Annotated in this window: 19 protein-coding genes; 9 read left to right on the forward strand and 10 right to left on the reverse strand. The window is 73.5% G+C overall.

The window, feature by feature from the left end; genetic code table 11:
• A partial coding sequence (locus ACIP9D_RS31225) for a hypothetical protein (protein WP_400451367.1) occupies nt 1–1,144 on the reverse strand: 1,144 nt, incomplete at its 3' end.
• A 529-nt stretch (nt 1,145–1,673) separates the two neighbouring features.
• A complete protein-coding gene (locus ACIP9D_RS31230; RefSeq protein WP_350877274.1) occupies nt 1,674–2,165 on the reverse strand; it encodes a MarR family transcriptional regulator in 492 nt (163 codons plus the stop codon).
• Between the two features lie 107 nt (nt 2,166–2,272).
• Here ACIP9D_RS31230 and ACIP9D_RS31235 point away from each other — a divergent pair, with 107 nt between their 5' ends.
• Genes ACIP9D_RS31235 through ACIP9D_RS31245 form a run of 3 tightly spaced genes read left to right on the forward strand, consistent with a single transcriptional unit; the run spans nt 2,273 to nt 5,114 of the window.
• Nucleotides 2,273–3,322 (forward strand): LLM class flavin-dependent oxidoreductase, encoded by a 1,050-nt coding sequence (locus ACIP9D_RS31235; RefSeq protein ID WP_350877272.1) that lies wholly within the window; start codon nt 2,273–2,275, stop codon nt 3,320–3,322.
• Nucleotides 3,315–4,346 carry an LLM class flavin-dependent oxidoreductase gene (locus ACIP9D_RS31240; RefSeq protein ID WP_350877270.1) on the forward strand — a complete coding sequence of 344 codons (1,032 nt, stop codon included), beginning with the start codon at nt 3,315–3,317 and terminating at the stop codon, nt 4,344–4,346. The genes ACIP9D_RS31235 and ACIP9D_RS31240 overlap by 8 nt, the downstream gene beginning before the upstream one ends.
• A 15-nt stretch (nt 4,347–4,361) precedes the next feature.
• Nucleotides 4,362–5,114 carry an NAD(P)-binding domain-containing protein gene (locus ACIP9D_RS31245; RefSeq protein ID WP_350877268.1) on the forward strand — a complete coding sequence of 251 codons (753 nt, stop codon included), beginning with the start codon at nt 4,362–4,364 and terminating at the stop codon, nt 5,112–5,114.
• Nucleotides 5,115–5,162: 48 nt separating this feature from the next.
• On the opposite strand, the gene ACIP9D_RS31250 is transcribed toward ACIP9D_RS31245, so the two are convergent.
• Both ACIP9D_RS31250 and ACIP9D_RS31255 read right to left on the reverse strand, forming a co-directional pair.
• Nucleotides 5,163–6,584 (reverse strand): hypothetical protein, encoded by a 1,422-nt coding sequence (locus ACIP9D_RS31250; protein ID WP_350877266.1) that lies wholly within the window; start codon nt 6,582–6,584, stop codon nt 5,163–5,165.
• 75 nt (nt 6,585–6,659) lie between these two features.
• Nucleotides 6,660–7,157 carry a GNAT family N-acetyltransferase gene (locus ACIP9D_RS31255; protein ID WP_350877264.1) on the reverse strand — a complete coding sequence of 166 codons (498 nt, stop codon included), beginning with the start codon at nt 7,155–7,157 and terminating at the stop codon, nt 6,660–6,662.
• Between the two features lie 98 nt (nt 7,158–7,255).
• Between ACIP9D_RS31255 and ACIP9D_RS31260 the strand changes: the two genes are divergently transcribed.
• From ACIP9D_RS31260 to ACIP9D_RS31270, 3 genes are read left to right on the forward strand one after another with little or no spacing between them, the layout of a single operon-like run.
• Nucleotides 7,256–7,615 (forward strand): metalloregulator ArsR/SmtB family transcription factor, encoded by a 360-nt coding sequence (locus ACIP9D_RS31260; protein WP_350877262.1) that lies wholly within the window; start codon nt 7,256–7,258, stop codon nt 7,613–7,615.
• Nucleotides 7,612–8,073, forward strand: coding sequence for an SRPBCC family protein (locus ACIP9D_RS31265; protein WP_350877260.1), 462 nt, complete (start codon nt 7,612–7,614; stop codon nt 8,071–8,073). Before ACIP9D_RS31260 ends, ACIP9D_RS31265 begins: the two co-directional genes overlap by 4 nt.
• An 11-nt stretch (nt 8,074–8,084) precedes the next feature.
• Nucleotides 8,085–8,882: an alpha/beta hydrolase gene (locus ACIP9D_RS31270; protein ID WP_350877258.1), complete on the forward strand. Its 798-nt coding sequence runs from the start codon at nt 8,085–8,087 to the stop codon at nt 8,880–8,882.
• A gap of 41 nt (nt 8,883–8,923) precedes the next feature.
• On the opposite strand, the gene ACIP9D_RS31275 is transcribed toward ACIP9D_RS31270, so the two are convergent.
• The 5 genes from ACIP9D_RS31275 to ACIP9D_RS31295 all read right to left on the reverse strand — a co-directional run bounded on the left by ACIP9D_RS31275 (nt 8,924) and on the right by ACIP9D_RS31295 (nt 16,039).
• Nucleotides 8,924–11,311, reverse strand: a complete 2,388-nt coding sequence (locus ACIP9D_RS31275; RefSeq protein ID WP_350877256.1) for a tetratricopeptide repeat protein — start codon at nt 11,309–11,311, stop codon at nt 8,924–8,926.
• The gene (locus tag ACIP9D_RS31280; RefSeq protein WP_350877254.1) at nt 11,308–13,083 is read right to left on the reverse strand and encodes a hypothetical protein; all 1,776 of its coding nucleotides are present in this window, start codon (nt 13,081–13,083) and stop codon (nt 11,308–11,310) included. Before ACIP9D_RS31280 ends, ACIP9D_RS31275 begins: the two co-directional genes overlap by 4 nt.
• On the reverse strand, nt 13,080–14,351 hold the full coding sequence (locus tag ACIP9D_RS31285; RefSeq protein ID WP_350877252.1) for an extracellular solute-binding protein: 1,272 nt from the start codon (nt 14,349–14,351) through the stop codon (nt 13,080–13,082). The genes ACIP9D_RS31280 and ACIP9D_RS31285 overlap by 4 nt, the downstream gene beginning before the upstream one ends.
• The gene (locus tag ACIP9D_RS31290; protein ID WP_350877250.1) at nt 14,348–14,974 is read right to left on the reverse strand and encodes an ATP-binding cassette domain-containing protein; all 627 of its coding nucleotides are present in this window, start codon (nt 14,972–14,974) and stop codon (nt 14,348–14,350) included. Before ACIP9D_RS31290 ends, ACIP9D_RS31285 begins: the two co-directional genes overlap by 4 nt.
• A gap of 87 nt (nt 14,975–15,061) precedes the next feature.
• Entirely contained in the window at nt 15,062–16,039 is a 978-nt protein-coding gene (locus ACIP9D_RS31295) for a WYL domain-containing protein (RefSeq protein ID WP_350877248.1), read from the reverse strand.
• A 44-nt stretch (nt 16,040–16,083) separates the two neighbouring features.
• Here ACIP9D_RS31295 and ACIP9D_RS31300 point away from each other — a divergent pair, with 44 nt between their 5' ends.
• Nucleotides 16,084–16,557 (forward strand): hypothetical protein, encoded by a 474-nt coding sequence (locus ACIP9D_RS31300; protein ID WP_350877246.1) that lies wholly within the window; start codon nt 16,084–16,086, stop codon nt 16,555–16,557.
• Nucleotides 16,557–17,054 carry a hypothetical protein gene (locus ACIP9D_RS31305; protein WP_350877245.1) on the forward strand — a complete coding sequence of 166 codons (498 nt, stop codon included), beginning with the start codon at nt 16,557–16,559 and terminating at the stop codon, nt 17,052–17,054. Before ACIP9D_RS31300 ends, ACIP9D_RS31305 begins: the two co-directional genes overlap by 1 nt.
• Here the strand turns inward: ACIP9D_RS31305 and ACIP9D_RS31310 are convergent.
• Complete coding sequence (locus tag ACIP9D_RS31310; protein WP_350877243.1) at nt 17,015–17,686, reverse strand: TetR/AcrR family transcriptional regulator; 672 nt, start codon at nt 17,684–17,686, stop codon at nt 17,015–17,017. The two genes, ACIP9D_RS31305 and ACIP9D_RS31310, sit on opposite strands and share 40 nt — an antisense overlap.
• A gap of 112 nt (nt 17,687–17,798) precedes the next feature.
• Here ACIP9D_RS31310 and ACIP9D_RS31315 point away from each other — a divergent pair, with 112 nt between their 5' ends.
• The gene (locus ACIP9D_RS31315; protein WP_350877241.1) at nt 17,799–19,307 is read left to right on the forward strand and encodes an NAD(P)/FAD-dependent oxidoreductase; all 1,509 of its coding nucleotides are present in this window, start codon (nt 17,799–17,801) and stop codon (nt 19,305–19,307) included.
• Nucleotides 19,308–19,336: the final 29 nt, after the last annotated feature.

Below are 19,336 nucleotides of genomic sequence, written 5' to 3' on the forward strand. Positions count from 1 at the left end.
CCTCGGCGCCCTCGCCCTGGCCTACCCCGACCGCCTCGGCCCCTACCTGACCTGACAACCCATAGATCAACTTACACAGAAATCTTGACAGGCCCGTGGCGTGGTCGAGCAGCCACCGCGCCGCCGACCACGCAAGCGCCTTGTTGAGATGCCGGATCCGGGCACACACCGCCTCATGCTCGACCTCCAGCCGGGCGAGCTTGCCCGTCAAAGCCGGATCGGCGGGGACATGGGCGGGGCCGCCCTCGGCCAGCCGGGTCAGGTGCTCGACCTTGGTGCGGAGGTGTTCGCGGTGGCGGCGTAGTCGCACCAGTTTCGCCGACACACCGGTCGCGTCGAACCGCAACGGCCGCCCATCCACCACAACGCCGTCCTGGTCGAGGTCGGCCACGGTGGCGGTCAGCAGGGTGTTCACACCCCAGTCGACACCCAGCGCACGCCTGTGGCCGTGCAAGGGTGGCGGGGTGTGGGGGGTCTGCCAGGGCAGGTCGACCCGGACTTTGCCGTCGCGGGGCCGCAGCGTCGGGCTGCACACCTTCACCCCCGCGGGCACAGTGGGCGGCAGGACCACCTCGACGGCATGCCACACCCAGTCACGGTAGGAGGCCGGCGACGCGCACACCGGAAGCTGCGACCACACCCGCACCCTCCGCTCGTCGCCCCGGTCGACGACGACCTGTTGCCGGTCCGCCGCCGCTAGGCTCACCTGCCGCGCCACAACCGGCGGACCCTCCAACTCACACACGTCCGCGGGCAGCCGCCCATGCACCCCGACGTAGGCGCGGATCTGTCGGGTGCGGTTGCGGATCGTCGCGTTATCGCAGCCCTCAGGTAACGCCGCCCGCAACGCCGACCACTCCTCACCGGTACGAGCCGACGGGTCTGCCGGCCAGGTGGCCAGCAGCGCGGCAACCACCGCGCGACGGTGACATCCCAGACGCAGAGCCCGGGCCGCTTCCTCCTCGGCGATGCGACGAACCCGGTCCGACACCACCACACCCGCCGCCGCCACGACACCCCAACCCAGCCGCCGCAACGCCATCCACCCACTCGCCGGCAGACGCCTCCCATCAGGCCCAACCCCACCAGCAAGCACCGCAAGATCCACGTCCGACCAATGTGCGGCGATCACCCGATCGGCCATGCACCGCACCAGGTCCGCCAGCCACCCCACCCGGCCGGCCAGCACCCGGCCCGCCACCGGCGATTGAACTCCGGGCGCGTCGGGCTTACCGCCGCACACCGCCCGATACGCGGTGCACGTCGCAGTCGACGTCAACACCGAACCCGCCACAACCCCACGCCCCACCCACACCCACCAACAATCGATGCCTCACCATACGGGACCGAACCCCCCAGACCCGGCCAGCGAACACGACCGCCAACGACCGGACAGCCCACGTAGGATCGCTTAGCCAAACAGTCAGCAGTGGCACACCCTGGCAGCCTACGAGCGTTACCGCGCACGTTTCGGCAATGACCCGGAGTTCGTCGCGGCTGACAGCATCCGCGACGACTCGGGCTGCGTCGTGCGGTACGAGCGCACCTTCATGCGTCCGCTCCTGCCGTCTTGAGCAGCCACTTTCTGTAGCACGTGCGCCCCGGGACCTGACCGCGTGGGACGTCGGCCTCCGCGTCCAGCCCGTTGCGAGGCGTGCCTCATCCGGGGGTCGTCACACTTTGCCGGACGGGCCGAGGTGCGCGCGCAGCGCCACGGCGACCTCGCCCGCGGCGGCGAGTTGGTCCGGTGTGAGCGCGTCGACGAAGAGTTCGCGGATGGCGCGCAGATGCGGGTACGTGGCGCCTCGGAACGCCTCGGCGCCGGTCGGGGTGAGCACGACCTCGGCGCCCCGGTTGTCGGCGGCGGACTCCTCCCGGCGGATGAGCCCGCGCCGCTCCATCCGGCCGAGGTGATGGGAGAGCCGACTGCGTTGCCAGCCGATGCCGGCCGCGAGCTCGGAGGAGCGCATCCGTGATCCGTCGGCCTCGCTGAGGGCGAGCAGGACCGCGTAGTCGCCGGGCGACAGCGCCGACTCGGTCTGCAGCCGTGAGGTGAGCTCGGACCTGAGTGCGTCCGCCGTCTCGATGAAGTCGCGCCAGATCCGCAGCTGCTCCGCGGTCGGCAGCTGGCGTCCGCTGCGCCGCTGGGGTGTGTTCTCCGTCATCCGTCCTCCAATTGACGTGTCAATCATATCGTGGAAATAATTGACGAGTCAATCAACGTTGCGATCCCCGAGTGGCAGTCCGCCGAGGACCGGAGCAGGAGGAGACCATGACAACCGAAGGCTTCGAACTGGGCCTCAACACATTCGGGGAAGTGGCCACCGACGGCGGCCGCGTCCTGAGCGATGCCGAGACGGTACGGCTGATCGTCGAGGAGGCCCGGCTGGCCGAGTCGGTCGGGCTCGACGTGTTCAGCGTCGGCGAGCACTACCGTGACGGCTTCAACGACTCGGCCACGCCCGTGCTGCTCTCGGCGATCGCGACGGCCACCGAGCGAATCCGGCTCGGCACCTCGGTCACGGTGCTCAGCACGAACGACCCGGTCCGGCTCTACCACGAGTTCTCGACCCTCGACGCGGTGTCGAACGGCCGCGCGCAGCTCATCCTCGGCCGGGCCTCGGCGACCGAGTCGTTCCCGCTGTTCGGCTACGACCTGGCCGACTACGAGCAGCTGTTCGAGGAGAAGCTCGACCTGTTCATGCGGCTGCAGCGAGAGGAGTCGGTGACCTGGTCGGGCACCGTCCGCAGCCCGCTGACCGAGCAGCGTCCGCACCCCCGGATGGGCCCGGGCGGCATCCCGACCTGGATCGGCGTGGGCGGCAGCCCGAACTCGGTGATCCGCGCCGCCCGCTACGGACTTCCGCTCATGCTCGCGATCATCGGCGGGCGCCCACAACGGTTCGCCGGCCACGTCGACCTCTACCACCGCGCGCTCGAACAGCACGGGCACGCCACGAAGCCGGTCGGACAGCACTCACTCGGTCTCGTCGCCGACACCGACGAGGAGGCCGTCGAGACCTGGTGGCGGTACTGGCAGCCGGTGGTGACGCAGCTCGCCCGGGAGCGCGGCTTCTATCGGCCGACCCGGGAACGGTACGCGGCCGAGCTCGACTCCGGGGCACTCTTCGTCGGGTCGCCCGAGACGGTCGCCCGGAAGATCGCCACGATGGCTCGCGACCTGCGGCTCAGCCGCTTCGACCTCAAGTACGACGTCATGCACCTGCCCCGTCAGGCCCGCGCCCGCTCCATCGAGCTGCTCGGCCGAGAGGTCGCCCCGCGGGTGCGGGAACTACTCAGCAAGGAGCCCACCCATGTCTGACCTCCTGTTCGGCCTCGACACCTTCGGCGACGTGCCGCAGGACGACTCGGGTACGCCGGTCTCCTACGCCGCCGCGATCCGGCAGGTCGTCGACGAGGCGGTGTTGGCCGACGAGCTCGGCGTCGACGCCCTCGCCGTCGGCGAGCACCATCGACCGGAGTACTCGGTGTCGACCCCGGAGACCGTTCTTGCCGGCATCGCCACGCGTACCTCGCGCATCCGGCTCGGCTCCGGGGTGACCGTGCTGAGCTCGGACGACCCGGTCCGGGTGTTCCAGCGCTTCGCCACGGTCGACGCGTTGTCGAACGGCCGGGCCGAGGTCATCCTCGGCCGTGGCTCGTTCACCGAGTCCTTCCCGCTCTTCGGCTACGACCTCAGCGACTACGGCACGCTGTTCGAGGAGAAGCTCGACCTCTTCGTGAAGCTGCTCGACGAGCGTCCGGTCACCTGGAGCGGCACCCTGCGCGCACCGCTGGTCGACGCCGACGTCTTTCCGAAGACCGAGTCGGGGCGCCTCACCACCTGGGTGGGCGTCGGCGGTTCGCCGCAGTCGGTGGTACGCACCGCGCGCCACGGCCTGCCGCTCATGCTCGCCATCATCGGCGGCGCGCCCACGCGCTTCGCGCCCTACATCGACCTGTACCGGCGTGCCGCGGAGCAGTTCGGCACGACCGCGTATCCGGTCGGGATGCACTCGCCGGGCTTCATCGCCGACACCGACGAGGAGGCCAAGGAGGTGTTCTGGCCGCACTACCGGGTCATCCGGGACCGGATCGGTGCCCTGCGCGGCTGGCCGCCGATCCGCCGGGCCGAGTTCGACGCCGACATCGAGCACGGCTCCCTCTACATCGGCTCGCCGGAGACCGTCGCCCGCAAGATCGCCCGCACCGTCGGCGCCCTCGGCGTCGGCCGGTTCGACCTCATCTACACCGCGGGCGCTCAGCCGGTATCCGCCCGCCTGCGGGCCGTCGAGCTCTACGGCACGAAGGTGATCCCCATGGTTCGCGACATCCTCGCCAACTGAACGATCGGAACAGACATGAACGACGCCACCCAGAACGGCGGCCAGACCATCGGCATCCTCGGTGCCGGCAAGCTGGGCACCGTTCTCGCCAGGCTCGCCCTGGCCGCCGGTTACCGGGTGCTCATCGCCGGCTCCGGCGACACTGCCAAGATCGCGCTCACCGTCGAGGTGCTCACTCCCGGCGCGGTCGCCACCACCGCCGCCGACGCCGCGGCCCGCGCCGACATCGTCGTCCTCGCCCTGCCGCTGGGCAGGTACCGCACCATCCCGGCGGACGCGCTACGCGGCAAGCTCGTCGTGGACGCCATGAACTACTGGTGGGAGATCGACGGCATCCGGGACGACCTCACCGATCCGCGCACCTCCTCGAGCGAGATCGTCCAGGCGTTCCTTTCCGGCGCCCGGGTCGTCAAGGCGTTCAACCACGTGGGCTACCACGACATCGAGGACAAGGCCCGGCCCGCCGGCGACGGCGCACGCACGGCGGTCGCGATCGCCGGCGACGACCCCGCCGATCGTGCCGCCGTCGCCTCCCTCGTGGACGCGCTCGGCTTCGATCCGGTCATCGCCGGCGCCCTCGCCGAAGGCGTCCGCTTCGAACCGGGCACCGAGCTCTTCGGCGCCGACGAGAACGCCGACGAGGTCCGCGCCAGACTCGACCGCTTCCCGGAATCGGAGCGTGGGCGCATCGTCGCCCGGGCGCGTGCCGGCACGCCGGGACGGACGACGGACGGTTCGGACACCACGGCGCTGGTGGGCCCGTCCTGAGAGACGCCGAGTCCGGCAGGCCATCGCCAGCCTTCCCGGCCGGCCGGCCTAGCCGCGGCGCAGGACGCGGGTTGTGCCGGCGGCGATGGTGGTGACCAGGATCCAACCGAAGGCGATCAGCCCGTACGCGAGCCACACGGTCGTCCCCACCGGTTCGAAGGCTGTCTCCTGATGCAGGTCGACGAGCGGCAGCAGAAGGTCGAGTGTGTAGACGGGAGCACGGAAGTGCAGCGGGCTCGCCGGGTCCAACGGCACCGGCTGCTGGGTGGTGAACGCCACGGTGCCCACGAGGAAGAGCGCCAGCAGCCACATGGCGGCCAGGGCAGGTCGGTAGCCGTAGCCGACCGTGACGTCCTGCAGGTAGCCCCAGAGCTGGATCGGTCGCGACTGCAGGGCCCGTCGGCGCCGCTGCCCACGCAACAGCACCGTCCGAGCGCTGTCCTCCTCGCCCCGACGCCGGTACATCGCCGCCAGCTGTTCGTAGGCCTGGGGCGCGTACCCGTCGTCGTCGCGGTCGAGCCAGCCCAGTCGCTGCCGCACGTCAGCCGTCGACACGATCGTGTCGTAGCTGAATCCGTCGAGACGCAGCTTCGTCGGCCAGCCGAGCGGTTCGTCGTCGCGGAGCACACCGATCCGCGCGTGCCGTAGGTCGACCGGACGCTCGATCGGTTCGCCGGTGGCGAGCACCAGTTCGGTGGTCTGCAGTTGCCGGCAGTTGAGTCCGACACCCGTGGTGGCGTGCAGCCGAGCGTGTTCGAAGCAGACCTGCTTGTCGACGCGGGCGAAGGAAATGTTGATCCGCCCCTGGGCGCTGAACCCGTCGCAGCAGCTGAGGGTCCCGCCGACCACCATGCCGACCGCCGCCATGGCTCGGCCGTCGGGGTTGGTGATGGTGGCGCCGTGCAGCCGCACCGAACCGCGGATGTCGGCGCTGTTGAGCTGAACCTCTCCCTCGCAGCGCAGGCGCAGGCCCCGGATGTCGTGGCCGACGGAGAGGAGGCTGCCCTCCACCGCCGGCGCTCCGGCGATCTGAGCCCCGTCCAGTACGAGCGCGCCGTCGATCCGGGCGGCCACGAGGCGGACGCCGCCCACACATCGGACTCCGGCCAACCGAAGGTTGCCCTCGATGGACGCCTTGTCGGCCCAGAGGCCGCGGAGCTGGGAGCCGGCCAGGTCCAGTTCCCGGGTCCGGGCACCGACCATTTCGAAGCGTTCTCCGAAGGTGCAGCGACTCAGGCGGACGGCGTACGGGATCTCGGCGTACGACAGGTCCAGCGTGCCGGAGATCTCGGCGCCGACCAGGGTCAGGGCAGCCAACTGTCCCGCCTCCGGAGGCATCGCGCCGAGCAGCAGCGCGCGGATGACGGACGCTCGAACCACCCGGTCCTCGGCGCTGGTCAGGTCCACCAGGGCCCGTCGGGGGAAGGCCCGCCACACCGCCTGCTCCGCGGCGGTCAGCTCGAAGTCCATCCCGCCATGGTGACCGCGCGCCGCAACGTCGGATCGATCGCTGACGGCGCGGGGCCCGGGCGGCGACGCGCTCTCTCAGGCCCGATGCGATCGGGGGAGTGCGTAGTGCCGCAGGGTCACCGGGCTTCCGTCCGGGGCGGTCCAGTCGGCCGTGCTGGTACCGGTGTGGCGCCAACCGGTGCGTTCGTAGAGCGCGACGGCTGCCGAGCCGGGGCGGTCGACGACCTCCAGCAGCAGCTCGCGGTCGCGGTCGGTGGCCCAGCGCCGGGCCCGTCGCAGCAGCGCGCCGGCGACGCCGTGCCCGCGTACGGCGGGCGCGACGAACAGCCGGCCGACCTCGGCGGGGGCCGGCTGCGGTGGCGCGGTGGCGCCGTGCACGGCGATGTGGCCGACCGGACCCGCGCCACCGACCTCTGCGACCCACGCGTGCTGGAGGTCGGGCGGGCTCAACCATCGCTGCGGATCGGTCGGCCAGTTCAGCGGATAGCCGTCGAGGCGGTGCACCTCGGCGAGCAGCTCGACGCATCGTAGCAGGTCGGCCGGGTTTCGGTCCCGGATCGTCACGGTGTCCACGCCGATCATCATCCCGGCCGGCGGGCCGGCGGACGATCGACGGGGCCAATCACAACCACATGGTTGTGCAAACGAATGGTTGTGGATAGGGTCGGGGCATGCCTGTTGTCGAGGACGAACTGAGCCTGGTCTTCGCCGCGCTCGCCGACCCCACCCGGCGGGCGATCCTGGAGCGCCTGGCCGGCGGAGCGGCCTCGGTCAACCAGCTCGCCGAGCCGTTCGCGATGAGCCAGCAGGCGGTCTCCAAGCACCTCAAGGTGCTGGAGCGGGCCGGTCTGATCTCGCGCGGGCGGGCGGCGCAGTCCCGCCCGTGTGTGCTGGAGCCGGACCACCTGGAGGTCGCCGCCGACTGGATGGCCCGGCACCGCCAGATGTGGGCCGACCGGCACGACCGCCTCGCAGAGCACCTGTCCGCGCTGCGCGCCGACCCGCGTCACCACGAGGAGACGACACCATGACCGAGACCGGCGAAGTGACCTACCGGCGGGTGCACCACGGCTCCCCGGAGCTGCTCTTCGACTGCATGACCCGACCGGAGCACCTGACCCACTTCTGGGGCCCGGCCGGCACCAGCACGCCGCTCGACGGCATCGTCGTCGAGCTGCGCCCCGGCGGGGCCTTCGAGACCACGATGGTCAACGACGCCGACGGCAGCACCTACCGGATGCGGGCCGTCTACGCCGAGATCCAGCGACCGGAGCGGCTGGTCTGGATCGAGTCCGACGTCGAGGGCGGCATGCGCACCGAGGTCACCTTCGTCGCTTTGGGCGACGGGCGGACCGAAGTGATCACCCACCAGACAAACGTGCCCGCCGCCTACCTGAGCGCCGAGGCGCAGGCCGGCTTCAGCACCAGCCTCGACCGGTTCGCCGCCTACCTGGCCAGCCTCGACGTCGAGCCCACCCAGCCGGAGTGAGGAGCAGCTCGATGCCCGTGGTCACCTCCGCCGACGGCACCGCCATCGGCTACGAACGCACCGGCGACGGCCCGGCTGTCGTCCTCGTCGACGGCGCCCTGTGTCACCGCGCGGGCGGCCCGATGCGGCCGCTCGCCGCCGCGCTGGCCTCCCGGTTCACCGTGCACACCTACGACCGGCGCGGCCGGGGCGAGAGCGGGGACACCCCGCCCTACGCGGCGCTCCGGGAGGTCGAGGACCTCCAGGCCGTCATCGCGGCGGCCGGCGGCCAGGCGTACGTCTACGGCATCTCCTCCGGTGCCGCGCTCGCCCTGGCCACCGCCGCCGCCGGACCCGGGGTCACCCGGCTCGCGCTCTACGAGCCGCCGTTCCTCGCCGAAGCCGACGGCGAGAACGCCACCCGGCTGAAGGAGTACGCCCAGCACCTGCACGAACTGCTCGCCGCGGGTCGCCACGGCGATGCGGTCGCCCTGTTCATGACGCACGTCGGGGTCCCGCCGCAGGTGATCGCCGGCATGCGGGCCCGGCCGCACTGGGCCGCGTTCGAGGCGATCGCCCCGACGCTCGGCTATGACGACGCTGTCCTCGGCGACAGCCACGTGCCTCGCGACCTCGCGGCGAGGTTCACCGTCCCCACCCTGGTCCTCGCCGGCGACGCGAGCCCACAGCTCCTCCAGCGGGCCGCCGAGGTCACCGCCGCGGCGCTGCCCGTCGCCCTGTACCGCACCCTCGGCGGGCAGACGCACGACGTCTCACCCGACGCCCTCGCCCCGGCGCTGACCGCCTTCTTCACCGCCGACAGGCCGTAGCGCCCGACCATCCACACGGACTCCCGGGCCTACGGGCCTGCTCAGGCTTCGACCGGGGTCTGGACCGTCGCCGGCTCGTCGGGTGCCAGCCGCGTGTCGGCCGCCGCCTGCCCCTCGGCGTCGCCGACCTCCTCGCAGATCGCCGCCGCGTCCACCCAGTGGCGATGTGCCTCGTCCGGGTCGTCCAGGGCGGCCGCCGCGTCGCCCAGGTAGAGCTGGGTCCGGCCCAGCCCCGCGCTCGGCCGGCCGCCTTCGCGCAGCCGGCGGCTCTCGGCGAGCATCTCGTAGGCCTGCCGCGCCTGCGTCGGGCTGGTGGCCAGCAGGGTGGCGCCGGCGTTGAGCAGGGCGGCCGCCCGGCTGGTCGGATCGCTCACCGACTCGTACTCGCGTAGCGCGGCCCGCCATGCCTGCGCCGCGTCGAGGTGTTCGCCGACGCTGGCGTGCACCAGCACCAGATTGGTCAGTGCCGCGGCGTAGCCCCGGGCGTCGCCGAGCGAGCGGAACGTGTTCGCCGCCCGCACCAGGTGGTGGTGGGCGCTGTCCAGCTCTCCCCGGGCCAGCCGGGCCGCGCCCAATCCCAGGTCGGTCAGCGCATGCCCGGCCCGGTCGGCGCCGGAGCGGTGCCGCCGGGACAGCTCCAGGTGCTCCACCGCGTCGTCGAGTTGGCCGAGGTCGAGCAGGGCCAGGCCGAGGTTCATCCGTGCCTGCGCGGTGCCGCGCCGGCCGCGTTCGGCCACCGCCAGGGTCAGCGCGGCGGCGGCGCCCTGCGGGTCGTGCCGGCGCCGGCGCAGCACGCCCAGCTCGTTGTGCGCCCAGCCGGCGATCTCCGGCCGGTCGTCGGCGGTCGGGGTGGCGAGCACCGTGCGGCACACCTGCTCCCACTCCTGCAGCCGTTCGGCGTGCGCCAGCCACCCGCACAGCGCCACGGCCAGCTGGAACCACCAGCGACGCACCCGCCGGGGCAGGGTCTCCGCCGCGCCGGCCGGCACCCGCACCACCGCCAGGAGCAGCTCCTGGTGCAGGTCGAACCAGCCGTAGGGGTCGTCGTCCAGCGGCAGCGACCACTCCCGGTCCGGCGGTGACCCGATCGCGGCGAGGTTGGCCGCGTGCCGCTCGGCCTGGCGGGCCAGGTGCCGGGTGAGCCGGGCCTGGGCGGCCACCCGCCGGCGGGCCGGCTCGGCGTCGCGCAGATGCAGCCGGGCGTAGCCGGCCAGCAGCGGCCGGATCTCGTAGCGGTCGCCGGGCGCGCCGACCACGAACGCCGCCGCGGCCAGCTCGTCGAGGAGCGCCGCCACCCGGTCGGGCCGCCGCCGGGCCAGCGCCGCGATGGTCGGCCGGTCCACCGGCGCCGGGCTGAGCGACATCAACCGGTACAGCCGCCGCGCCTCGATCGACAGCGCCCGGTACGCCGTGTCGCGCTCGGTGACCAACCGGGCCGCGGGGGAGACGCTGACCCGCTGGTGCGGGGGTGTCTCGACCGCTCGGCGCAGCGCGTCGAGCACGTCGGTGGGGCGCCAGCCGTGCTGCGCGGTGCGGTAGCCCAGCGCGCGGACCGTCCGCGGCTGCCGCCCGCAGAGGTCCACGATGGACCGCACCGCCGGGTCGGTGCGCGGGTCGGCCCGGCGGGCCCGGGCGGCCGGCGCGGCCTGCCCGGCGGCGGCGAAGAGTTCGACCGCCTCCGTCGGTCCGGGCTCGGCGATCCAGTGCGCCACCACGCCCTCGAGACCGGTCAGCGCGGGGCCGCCGGCGAGCAGCAGCCGGCAGGTGCGCGCGGTCGGCGGCAGCAGCGGCCGCACCTGCGCGGGTGTGTCCACGTTGTCCAGCACCAGCAGGATCTTGCGACCGTCGAGCTGCCGGCGCAGCGCGTCGGCGGCCTCGGCGAGCGCGTCCGCCCGGCCGGACGCCGGCGGCGGGGTGCCCAGGATCCTCGCCAGCGCGGTGAGCACCTGCCGCGCCGAACGGGGCCGGCCGGCACGGCGCAGGTCGAGGTAGTACTGCCCGTCCGGGAAGTTCTCCCGGCACAGGTTGGCCGCCTGCACCGCGCAGGCCGAGGTGCCCACCCCGCGCCGGCCCAGCACGGCCACCGCGTGCTCCCGGGCCAGCAACGCGACGATCGACTCCACGTGCTCAGCCCGGCCGGTGAAGCCGGCCGGGTAGGGCAGCGTCGGGGCGCCGCTGGTCGGCTCGGCGACGATCTCCGTCGGCTCGGCGGCGACCTGCCGGCCGGCCCGCCGTCGGCGCATCTCGAACACCAGCCAGCCGATCGCGCCGCTGATCGCCACCGCGATGCTCGCCGGCCCGAGCACGCTGCTGGCCAGCTCGGAGAGCAGGTTGCTGGCCAGGTTCGCGGCCACCCCGCTGACCAGCGTGCCGACCGCGACCAGCACCGGCCAACGGGGTGGACGCCCGGCGCCGGTCGGGCCGGTCACCGGACGCCCCCCGCGACCAGACCGGCGACGAGATGCCGGCGGGCGAGCACCACCAGCAGCACCGGCAGCACCGAGGCGATCACCGAGCCGGTGGCGAGCGCGCCGCTGTTGGCCACGAAGCCGCGGGTCTGCCCGGCCAGGAAGAGCCCCAGCGGCACCGCGTCGGGGCCGCTGAACAGCAGCCCGACCACCAGGTCGTTCCAGACCTGCACGAACTCCAGCACGGAGACCGCGACGATCGCCGGCCGGTTGTGGCGGGCCAGCCGGCGCAGCGTGCCCCACCAGTGCCGCCCGCCCAGCCGCGCGCCACGGACCTGCTCCGCCGGCAGGTCGGCGAAGGCGTTGCGCAGCACCAGCACCGCGAACGGCACGCCCAGCGCCAGGTGCACCAGCACCAGCCCGCGGGCGGTGCCGGAGGAGAGCACCACCCCGAGCACCTCGTTGACCGGCCCCGCGATGACCTGCACCGGGACGATGCTGGCGGCCATCAGCAGCAGGCCGGTCGCCTGCGCCGCCGGCCCGGTCAGCCAGGCCAGCGGGTATGCGGCGAGCAGCGCGACGACCAGCACGGCGGCGGTGACCACGGTGGCCAGCACCAGCGTGAACGTCAGCGCCCGCCACAGCTCCGAACCGCCGAGCACGTCGCGGTAGGAGTCCAGGCTGAGCGGTGCCGACCACCAGTCCTCGGCCGCGGCGTCGACCGGGCTGTGCAGCGACGTCGCGACCAGCACCCCGAGCGGGATCAGCCAGGCCACCGCCGCGCCCGCGGCGATCAGCCGGAACAGCCGCGGCGGCGGGGCGCTCGTCGGCTGCGCCTCCTCCGGCTCGGGCTCGGCGGGTCGCGGCGGCGGCCACGCCTGCCGGACGAAGAGCGCCGCCACCAGCATGCCCGCGGCCACCGCCACCAGCCAGACCACGCCGAGTGCCGCCCCCTCGCCGGTGGTGGTGCCGCCGGAGGTCTGCCAGACCCGCAGGGCCAGCACCGCCGCCTCGTCGCGCACCGAGCCGGGCGCCATCACCAGGATCAGGTCGAAGGTCCGGCTGGTGCCGACCGCCACCAGGGCGAAGACCACCGCGAAGGTACGCAGCAGCAGCGGTCGCCACTGGGCGTCCCAGAGCACGTGCCGGCGGCGGCCGCCGTAGGCGCGTACCGCGTCGGCGAGGCTCGGCGGCACGCGGTCCAGCGCGGCGCGGAACACCAGCACGGCCAGCCCCACCCAGGCCCAGACGAAGGCCGACATCAGCGCCACGGTGACCAGGCCCGGGCCGAGCAGCTGCGGGGCGTCCTCGGCGGAGCGCCCGGTCAACCGCGCGGCGAGCAGGGTGGCCAGCCCACGGGTCGGGTCCGGGTCGTACATCAGGCGGAAGGTGACCCCGGTGACCACCAGGGGCAGCGCGATCGGCACGACCAGGATCAGCCGGACCAGGCCGCCCTCCTGGGAGCGGCGGGACGCGGCGGCGAGCAGGTAGCCCAGCCCGGTCACCACGGCGGGCACCAGCAGCGCCCAGAGCACCGTGCGACCGACCACCGCGGCGGTGTCCGGTGCGTCCAGGGCGGCCCGGAAGTGCGCCGCACCCACCCACCGGCCGTCGGTGGTGACGCTGGCGTGCACGGTGCGCAGCACCGGCCAGAGCACCAGCCCACCGAGGAGCAGCGCGGCGGGCAGCAGCAGCGCCGACGTGGCGCCCGCCGCCGGGTAGGCACGACCGCGCCGCGGCGGCCCGACGTCGTCGAGGACGGCCAGCTCGCCGAGGACCGGCGCCCTGGTCACCGGCCACCGCCCGCGCTGCGGGCCGCGGCGGCGAGCTGGCCGGTGGCCCGGCGGACGGCCTCGGCGGCCGGCACCCCACTGGTCACGTCGGCGAAGAAATCCTGCATCATCCGCCAGATGCCGACGCCGTCGGAGCCGGTGAACGGCCCGGGAAGCCGGTCGGAGAGGTCGAAACGGGGGGTGTCGGCGGTGCGCATCTCGGCGGCCAGCCGGCGGCGGACCGGATCGGCGTAGCCGTCCAGCGGGACGGTGATGTTCGGTGACAGGTAGCCGCCGGCGCGCAGCCAGGGCCGGAACGCGACGGCGTCGGTCAGCCAGCGCACCAGCTCCACCCCGGCGTCCGCGCCGGCGAAGGCCACCGCGACGTCGCCGCCCACAATGAGCGGGCCGCCGCCGGGCTGGGTGCCGGGGAACCGGAACGTCGACGGCCCGGCCGAGTCGCGCTGGAACCGGTGGACCACGTCGTCGACGAAGTCACCCTCGAAGACCATCGCCGCCCGGCGTGCGCGCACCACCTGGATCACGGACTCCTCGTACTGGGTGAGCAGGGCGCGGCGGGCGCCGCCGGGAAAGGCGCCGTCGACGCTCCAGATCTCGGCGAGCCGGTCGAGGGCGTCGCGCACCGGTGCGCCCTGCCAGTCGGCGTCCGGGCCGGCGAGGGCGTCGTAGCCGTCGGGTGCCACGTCCGCCAGCACGTTCTCGAACCAGTCGGTGAGCACCCAGCCGTCGGCCGCGCCGATCGCCAGCGGCGCCGGGCCGAGGCCGCGCCGGGCCCGCGCACCGAGGCGGCGGGTCAGCGCCACCAGCTCGTCCCAACTGGTCGGTGGTTGGGGCAGCACCGAGGGCAGGTGCCAGAAGAGGGACTTGTGTGCCGCCTTCACCCAGACGCCGACCCGCTGGCCGTCGACGGTGAGCAGGTCGCCCAGGTCGCCGGGGACGGCGTAGCCCGCGGCCGGCGTCAGTGGGCTCAACCAGCCCCGCTCGGCGTATTCGGTGACCAGGCCGGGCCGGGGCAGGATCGCCACGTCGGGACTGGTGCCGGCGAGGTGCCGGGCGCGCAGGAACGCGTCGATGTCGTTGCCGGCGCTGACCACCTGCACCGACGCGGGATAGCCGGCCACCACCTCGCGGAACCGCTCCAGCTCGGTGCCGCTCCAGACCACCGCGACCTGCACCGCCCGCTCCCCGCCGGAGCAGCCGGCGACGGCCGTGGCGGTGCCGGCGACCGCGGCGCGCAGCAGCGTGCGGCGGCGCAGCCCGCCCCTCATCGCCCCACCGCCTCGGTGACCAGCTCGACCCGATCGGGGATCTCCTGCAGGGTGGCCGGGTCGGCGGTGCAGATCAGCACGGCGACCCCGGGTGCGTCCGGCGGCGAGAGCCGGGGGACGAGATCGCTCAACCGGCCGCCACCGGCCATCCCGGCGGGCAGGTCGACCACCAGCACCTCGGGCAGGCAGGCGGCGGCGCGGGCCAGCGCCACCCGGAACCGCTGGGCGTCGGAGAGCAGGTGCGGCAGCAGGGCGAGGGTCGGCGCCAGCTCCAACCGGTCGATGACGGTCGCCGCCCAGTCGTCGGCCACCTCGCGTACCCGTTCCCGCTTGCGCTGGCCGTACTCGATGTTGCGACGCACGGTCAGCTGCGGCAGCAGCGCGCCGCCGGCCGGGACGTAGCCGATCTGGCGGCGCGGCGGCGGCAGGGCGGTCACGTCCCGTTCGCCGACCAGGATCCGCCCGGCGAGGGGCGCGGCGAGCCCGGCCAGCACCCGGGCGACCGCGGTGCCGACCCGGGGCGGCGCCACCAGGGCCGCGGTGTGCCCGGCGGGTACCTCGACGGTGACCGGCCCGGTGCCGGGGACGGCGACCAGTGCGCGCAGCCGTAACGTGACCCTCACCTCCGGTGACCTCGTCGACCCGTCCCAGGGTGGCACATCACGCCGACAATCGATGTCCCCGGCACGGCTCCACAGTGGAGAAGCGGCTCAGCCGGCGTGGTAGAGGCGGGCCAGCGCCGCCGCCGTGGCCGCCAGCCGGTCCCGCAGCGCCGCCGGCGCGAGCACCTGCACCTCGGCGCCGAGGCGCAGCAGCTCGCCGTGCGCGTGAGTGAGCGACTCGATCGGCAGCGCGGCGGTGACCCAGCCGGCCTCGTCCGGTGGCCCGGCGCTGCCCTCCACGGCTGCCACCACCACGTCGCTGGCCACCTCCCGCAGCCGGACCCGGCCGGCCGGGGAGAGCCGTACGGTCGCCTCGTCGCGATGCAGCCGGGCCCGGAACTGCTGCACGTGCCCCCGCCACCAGCTCGACAGGTCGAAGTCGGCCGGCCGGTCGAACCCCTCGTCCAGGGTGGTCAGCGCGAGGATCTGGTTGACCCGGTAGGTGGCCGGCTCGTCCCGCCCCGGTCGACCCGCCACCACGTACCAACGGCCGCCCTTGAGCACCAGTCCGTACGGGTCGAGCACGCGGGTGACCTCCCCGGCCCAGCTGCGGTAGCGGACCTCGATCCGGCGCTGCCGCCACACCGCGTCGGCCGCGGGCGACAGGTGTGCCGAGGCGTCGCCGTCGGCGAACCAGCCGGCGGTGTCCAGATGGAACCGCTGTTGGAGCAGGGCGGCCCGCTCGCGCAGCGGCGGTGGCAGCGCGGCGTGCAGCTTGAGCTGGAGCGCGGCCACCACCGCGCCGTCGCCCAGTTCGTCGGCCGGCCCGGGCAGGCCGGCCAGGAAGAGCCGGTCCGCCTCCTCGGTGGTCAGCCCGGTCAGCCGGGTCCGCCACCCGTCGAGCAGCTGGTAGCCGCCGGCGTGCCCGGCCTCCCCGTAGAGCGGGATGCCGCTGGCGTGCAGCGACTCCACGTCCCGGTAGATGGTCCGGGTGGACACCTCCAGCCGCTCGGCGAGCTGGGTGGCGGTCATCCGGCCGTGCGCCTGGAGCAGCAGCAGGACGGAGAGGAGTCGACTGGCCCGCATTCTGCTGACAGTAGTTGTCAGGGAAGTGCCGTTACCGTCCCGGCATGGCATTTCGCGACAAGCACCTGCGGACGCCGGGGCCGACCACGGTCGCCGGGCGACAGCTCAAGCGCTACCACATCGACCAGCCGGAGCGGCCGATCGAGCCGGAGGTGGAGAAGGCGGCGTACGACGTGCTGCCGAGCCTGCTCCCGGAGCCCGACGGCACCCCGCCGGCCGGCTGGGTGGTGTTGCACCGGGGCGCGGACACCGGCGCCTACCTGCTGGCGTACAGCTGGACCTGGGACAACGCGGTCGAGGTGGGCGTCGCGGTGGCCGGCCAGCCGGCACTGGACTGCCCCGACGAGGACCCGACCAACTTCGTCCCGCTGAACAGGCCGGGGGTGGGCTGCGTCTGGGAGCTGAGCGTGCTGGAGCACGAGCGGGCCGCCTGGATCCGGCACGTGCTCGCGCCGGAGCGGCCGGACGTCGAGGCGTACCTCGTCGACGCCCACGCCGAAGGGCTGGTGGGCCGCTGATGGGCGACTTCGACTTCCTCGTCGGCACCTGGAACATCGCCAACCGGCGGCTGAAGAAGCGGCACGCCGGCAGCGACGAGTGGGACGAGTTCCCGAGCGTGAAGGTCGCTCGTAGCTTCTTTGCCGGCGCGGGCAACTTCGACGAGATCACCTTCCCGACCAAGGACTTCTCCGGCGCGACCGTGCGGACCTTCAACGCGGCCCGCGGCGAGTGGTCCATCTACTGGATGAACAGCGCCAACGGGGTGGTGGAGATGCCGGCGTTGGTCGGCCGCTTCGTCGACGGGGTCGGCACCTTCTACGCCGACGACGTCGACGAGGGCCGCCCGATCCGCTGCCGGTTCATCTGGTCGGAGATCACCGCGACCTCGGCCCGCTGGGAGCAGGCGTTCTCCACCGACGGCGGAGACAGCTGGGAGACCAACTGGATCATGGAGTTCACCCGCGCGTCCGCCGATCAGCTGCCGGCGGAGCCTGGGGGAGTGGTGGTGCGGTAGATCGTGGACAGCCAGACGTCGAGCAGCACGTCCACCACGTCGGGCTCGGCCAGGGCGGGCTCGTCGGCGGCGAACGTCGCGTACATGACCCGCTCGTTCATCGAGTTCAGCGCGATCGCCAGGTCCCGGGCGGGTGATCCGCCCGGGGCCGCCCCGCGCCGCCGCTCGGCCTCGATGGCCGTTTCGGCGCTGCGCACCCAGCGCTCCAGCACCGCCGCCCAGAGCTGGCGGACCTCGGCGTTGGTGCCCCGCACCTGGGCGCAGGCCAGGGTGACCGCCTTGTGCGCGCGGAACGTGTCGTGGAACCGGCTGATCAGCTCCCGCCAGCGGGCCCGGGGATCCTCGGCGAGCCGGTCCAGCACGTCGCCGGCGGCGGCGTCGGCCTCCTCGGTGACCCGGTCCAGCAGGGTGAGCAGCACCGCGTCCTTGGAGGCGAAGTAGAAGTAGAAGGTGGGGCGCGAGATGCCCGCGCCGCGGGCCAGGTCGTCGATGGAGATGTCGGCGAACGCCCGCCGTTCCAGCAACCGCTCCGCGGTGGCCAGAATCGCCAGCTCGCGGTGGTCACCGGCGGACCGGGCGGCTCGCCGCCCGCGCGGAGTCGCGGCTGCGGCGGCGGCACGCACGCTCGTCATGACCGCCGATCCTACCGGGCCTCAACACCCTGTCGAGAGACTCGACAGGGTGTTGACTGGCCTCGACGGTGGTGGATAAGGTCCGGTCCACCGCCACCCACCGGGAGGTGCCATGGCCTCCGACCACGTCGATGTGATCATCGTTGGCGCCGGGCTGTCCGGCGTCGGCGCCGCCTGCCACCTGCGGCGCAGCTGCCCCGGCAAGACGTACGCCGTGCTGGAGGCCCGGGACGCCATCGGCGGCACCTGGGACCTGTTCCGCTATCCCGGCGTGCGGTCCGACTCGGACATGTTCACCCTCGGCTACTCCTTCAAGCCCTGGACCGACCCGAAGGCGATCGCCGACGGCGACGCGATCCGCGCCTACGTCCAGCAGACCGCCCGCGAGTACGACGTGCAGCGCCACATCCGCTTCCGGCACCGGGTGCTGCGCGCCGAGTGGGACAGCGCCACGGCCCGCTGGACGGTGCACGCCCACCGCGACGACACCGCCGAAACCGTCGAGCTGACCTGCGCCTTTCTCTATGTCTGCGCCGGCTACTACCGCTACGACGCCGGCTACACCCCGGACTTCCCGGGCGTCGACCGGTACGCCGGGCGGCTGGTGCACCCGCAGCACTGGCCGGCCGACCTCGACCACACCGGCAAGCGGGTGGTGGTCATCGGCAGTGGCGCCACCGCCGTCACCCTGGTGCCCGCCATGGCCGAGCGGGCCGCCCACGTGACGATGCTGCAGCGCTCACCCACGTACATCCTGCCGCTGCCCGCGCGCGACGCGCTCGCCGACGCGTTGCGTCGCTGGCTGCCGGCGAAGGCTGCCTACCCGGTGGTGCGGTGGAAGAACGTCCTGCTCGCCACCGCCAACTTCCAGCTCAGCCGGCGCGCGCCCGGGCTGATGAAGAGGCTGCTGCGCCGAGCCGCCCGGGGCCGGCTGCCGGTCGGCTACGACCTCGACCGACACTTCTCGCCCCGCTACGACCCGTGGGACCAGCGGCTCTGCATCGTGCCCGACGGCGACCTCTTCGCCGCTGTGCAGGACGGCCGGGCCTCGGTGGTCACCGACACCATCGACACGTTCACCGAGCACGGCGTCCGACTGGCCTCCGGCGAGGAGCTGCCCGCCGACGTCGTGGTCACCGCGACCGGCCTCAACCTGCTCGCCCTCGGCGGGATGACGCTCACCGTGGACGGCGCCGAGGTCGACCTGGCCGGCACGGTTGCCTACAAGGGGATGATGCTCTCCGGCGTGCCGAACCTGGCCATGACCATCGGCTACACCAACGCCTCCTGGACGTTGAAGGCCGACCTGGTCGCCACCTACGTCTGCCGGCTGCTGCGCCACCTCGACCGCACCGGGCAGCAGATCGTCACCCCGTTGCCACCGCCCGGCGACGACCGGGTGCCGCTGATCGACCTCCGCGCGGGCTACGTCCTGCGTAGCCTGGACGCGTTGCCCAAGCAGGGAGCCGCCGCGCCATGGCGGCTCCACCAGAACTACCCCCGCGACGTGCTGCTGATGCGGCACGGCCGGCTTGCCGACGCCGGCGTGCGGTTCTCCCGGGCCGGCGTCGTCGACCGGCCCGCCACACCGGAGCGGCCCACCGGCACCCCGGTAGGCTGACCGTCCTGCATGGACGGTGCGGCCGTTGC

The sequence above is a fragment of the Micromonospora sp. NPDC093243 genome, from assembly GCF_044753725.1.
GTDB lineage: Bacteria > Actinomycetota > Actinomycetes > Mycobacteriales > Micromonosporaceae > Micromonospora.

Coding starts and splice junctions, on each gene's coding strand:
- ACIP9D_RS31230 (WP_350877274.1), bottom strand. CDS start 2,165: ATGACGGAGAACACACCCCAGCGGCGCAGCGGACGCCAGCTGCCGACC.
- ACIP9D_RS31235 (WP_350877272.1), top strand. CDS start 2,273: ATGACAACCGAAGGCTTCGAACTGGGCCTCAACACATTCGGGGAAGTG.
- ACIP9D_RS31240 (WP_350877270.1), top strand. CDS start 3,315: ATGTCTGACCTCCTGTTCGGCCTCGACACCTTCGGCGACGTGCCGCAG.
- ACIP9D_RS31245 (WP_350877268.1), top strand. CDS start 4,362: ATGAACGACGCCACCCAGAACGGCGGCCAGACCATCGGCATCCTCGGT.
- ACIP9D_RS31250 (WP_350877266.1), bottom strand. CDS start 6,584: ATGGACTTCGAGCTGACCGCCGCGGAGCAGGCGGTGTGGCGGGCCTTC.
- ACIP9D_RS31260 (WP_350877262.1), top strand. CDS start 7,256: ATGCCTGTTGTCGAGGACGAACTGAGCCTGGTCTTCGCCGCGCTCGCC.
- ACIP9D_RS31265 (WP_350877260.1), top strand. CDS start 7,612: ATGACCGAGACCGGCGAAGTGACCTACCGGCGGGTGCACCACGGCTCC.
- ACIP9D_RS31270 (WP_350877258.1), top strand. CDS start 8,085: ATGCCCGTGGTCACCTCCGCCGACGGCACCGCCATCGGCTACGAACGC.
- ACIP9D_RS31285 (WP_350877252.1), bottom strand. CDS start 14,351: ATGAGGGGCGGGCTGCGCCGCCGCACGCTGCTGCGCGCCGCGGTCGCC.
- ACIP9D_RS31295 (WP_350877248.1), bottom strand. CDS start 16,039: ATGCGGGCCAGTCGACTCCTCTCCGTCCTGCTGCTGCTCCAGGCGCAC.
- ACIP9D_RS31300 (WP_350877246.1), top strand. CDS start 16,084: ATGGCATTTCGCGACAAGCACCTGCGGACGCCGGGGCCGACCACGGTC.
- ACIP9D_RS31305 (WP_350877245.1), top strand. CDS start 16,557: ATGGGCGACTTCGACTTCCTCGTCGGCACCTGGAACATCGCCAACCGG.
- ACIP9D_RS31310 (WP_350877243.1), bottom strand. CDS start 17,686: ATGACGAGCGTGCGTGCCGCCGCCGCAGCCGCGACTCCGCGCGGGCGG.
- ACIP9D_RS31315 (WP_350877241.1), top strand. CDS start 17,799: ATGGCCTCCGACCACGTCGATGTGATCATCGTTGGCGCCGGGCTGTCC.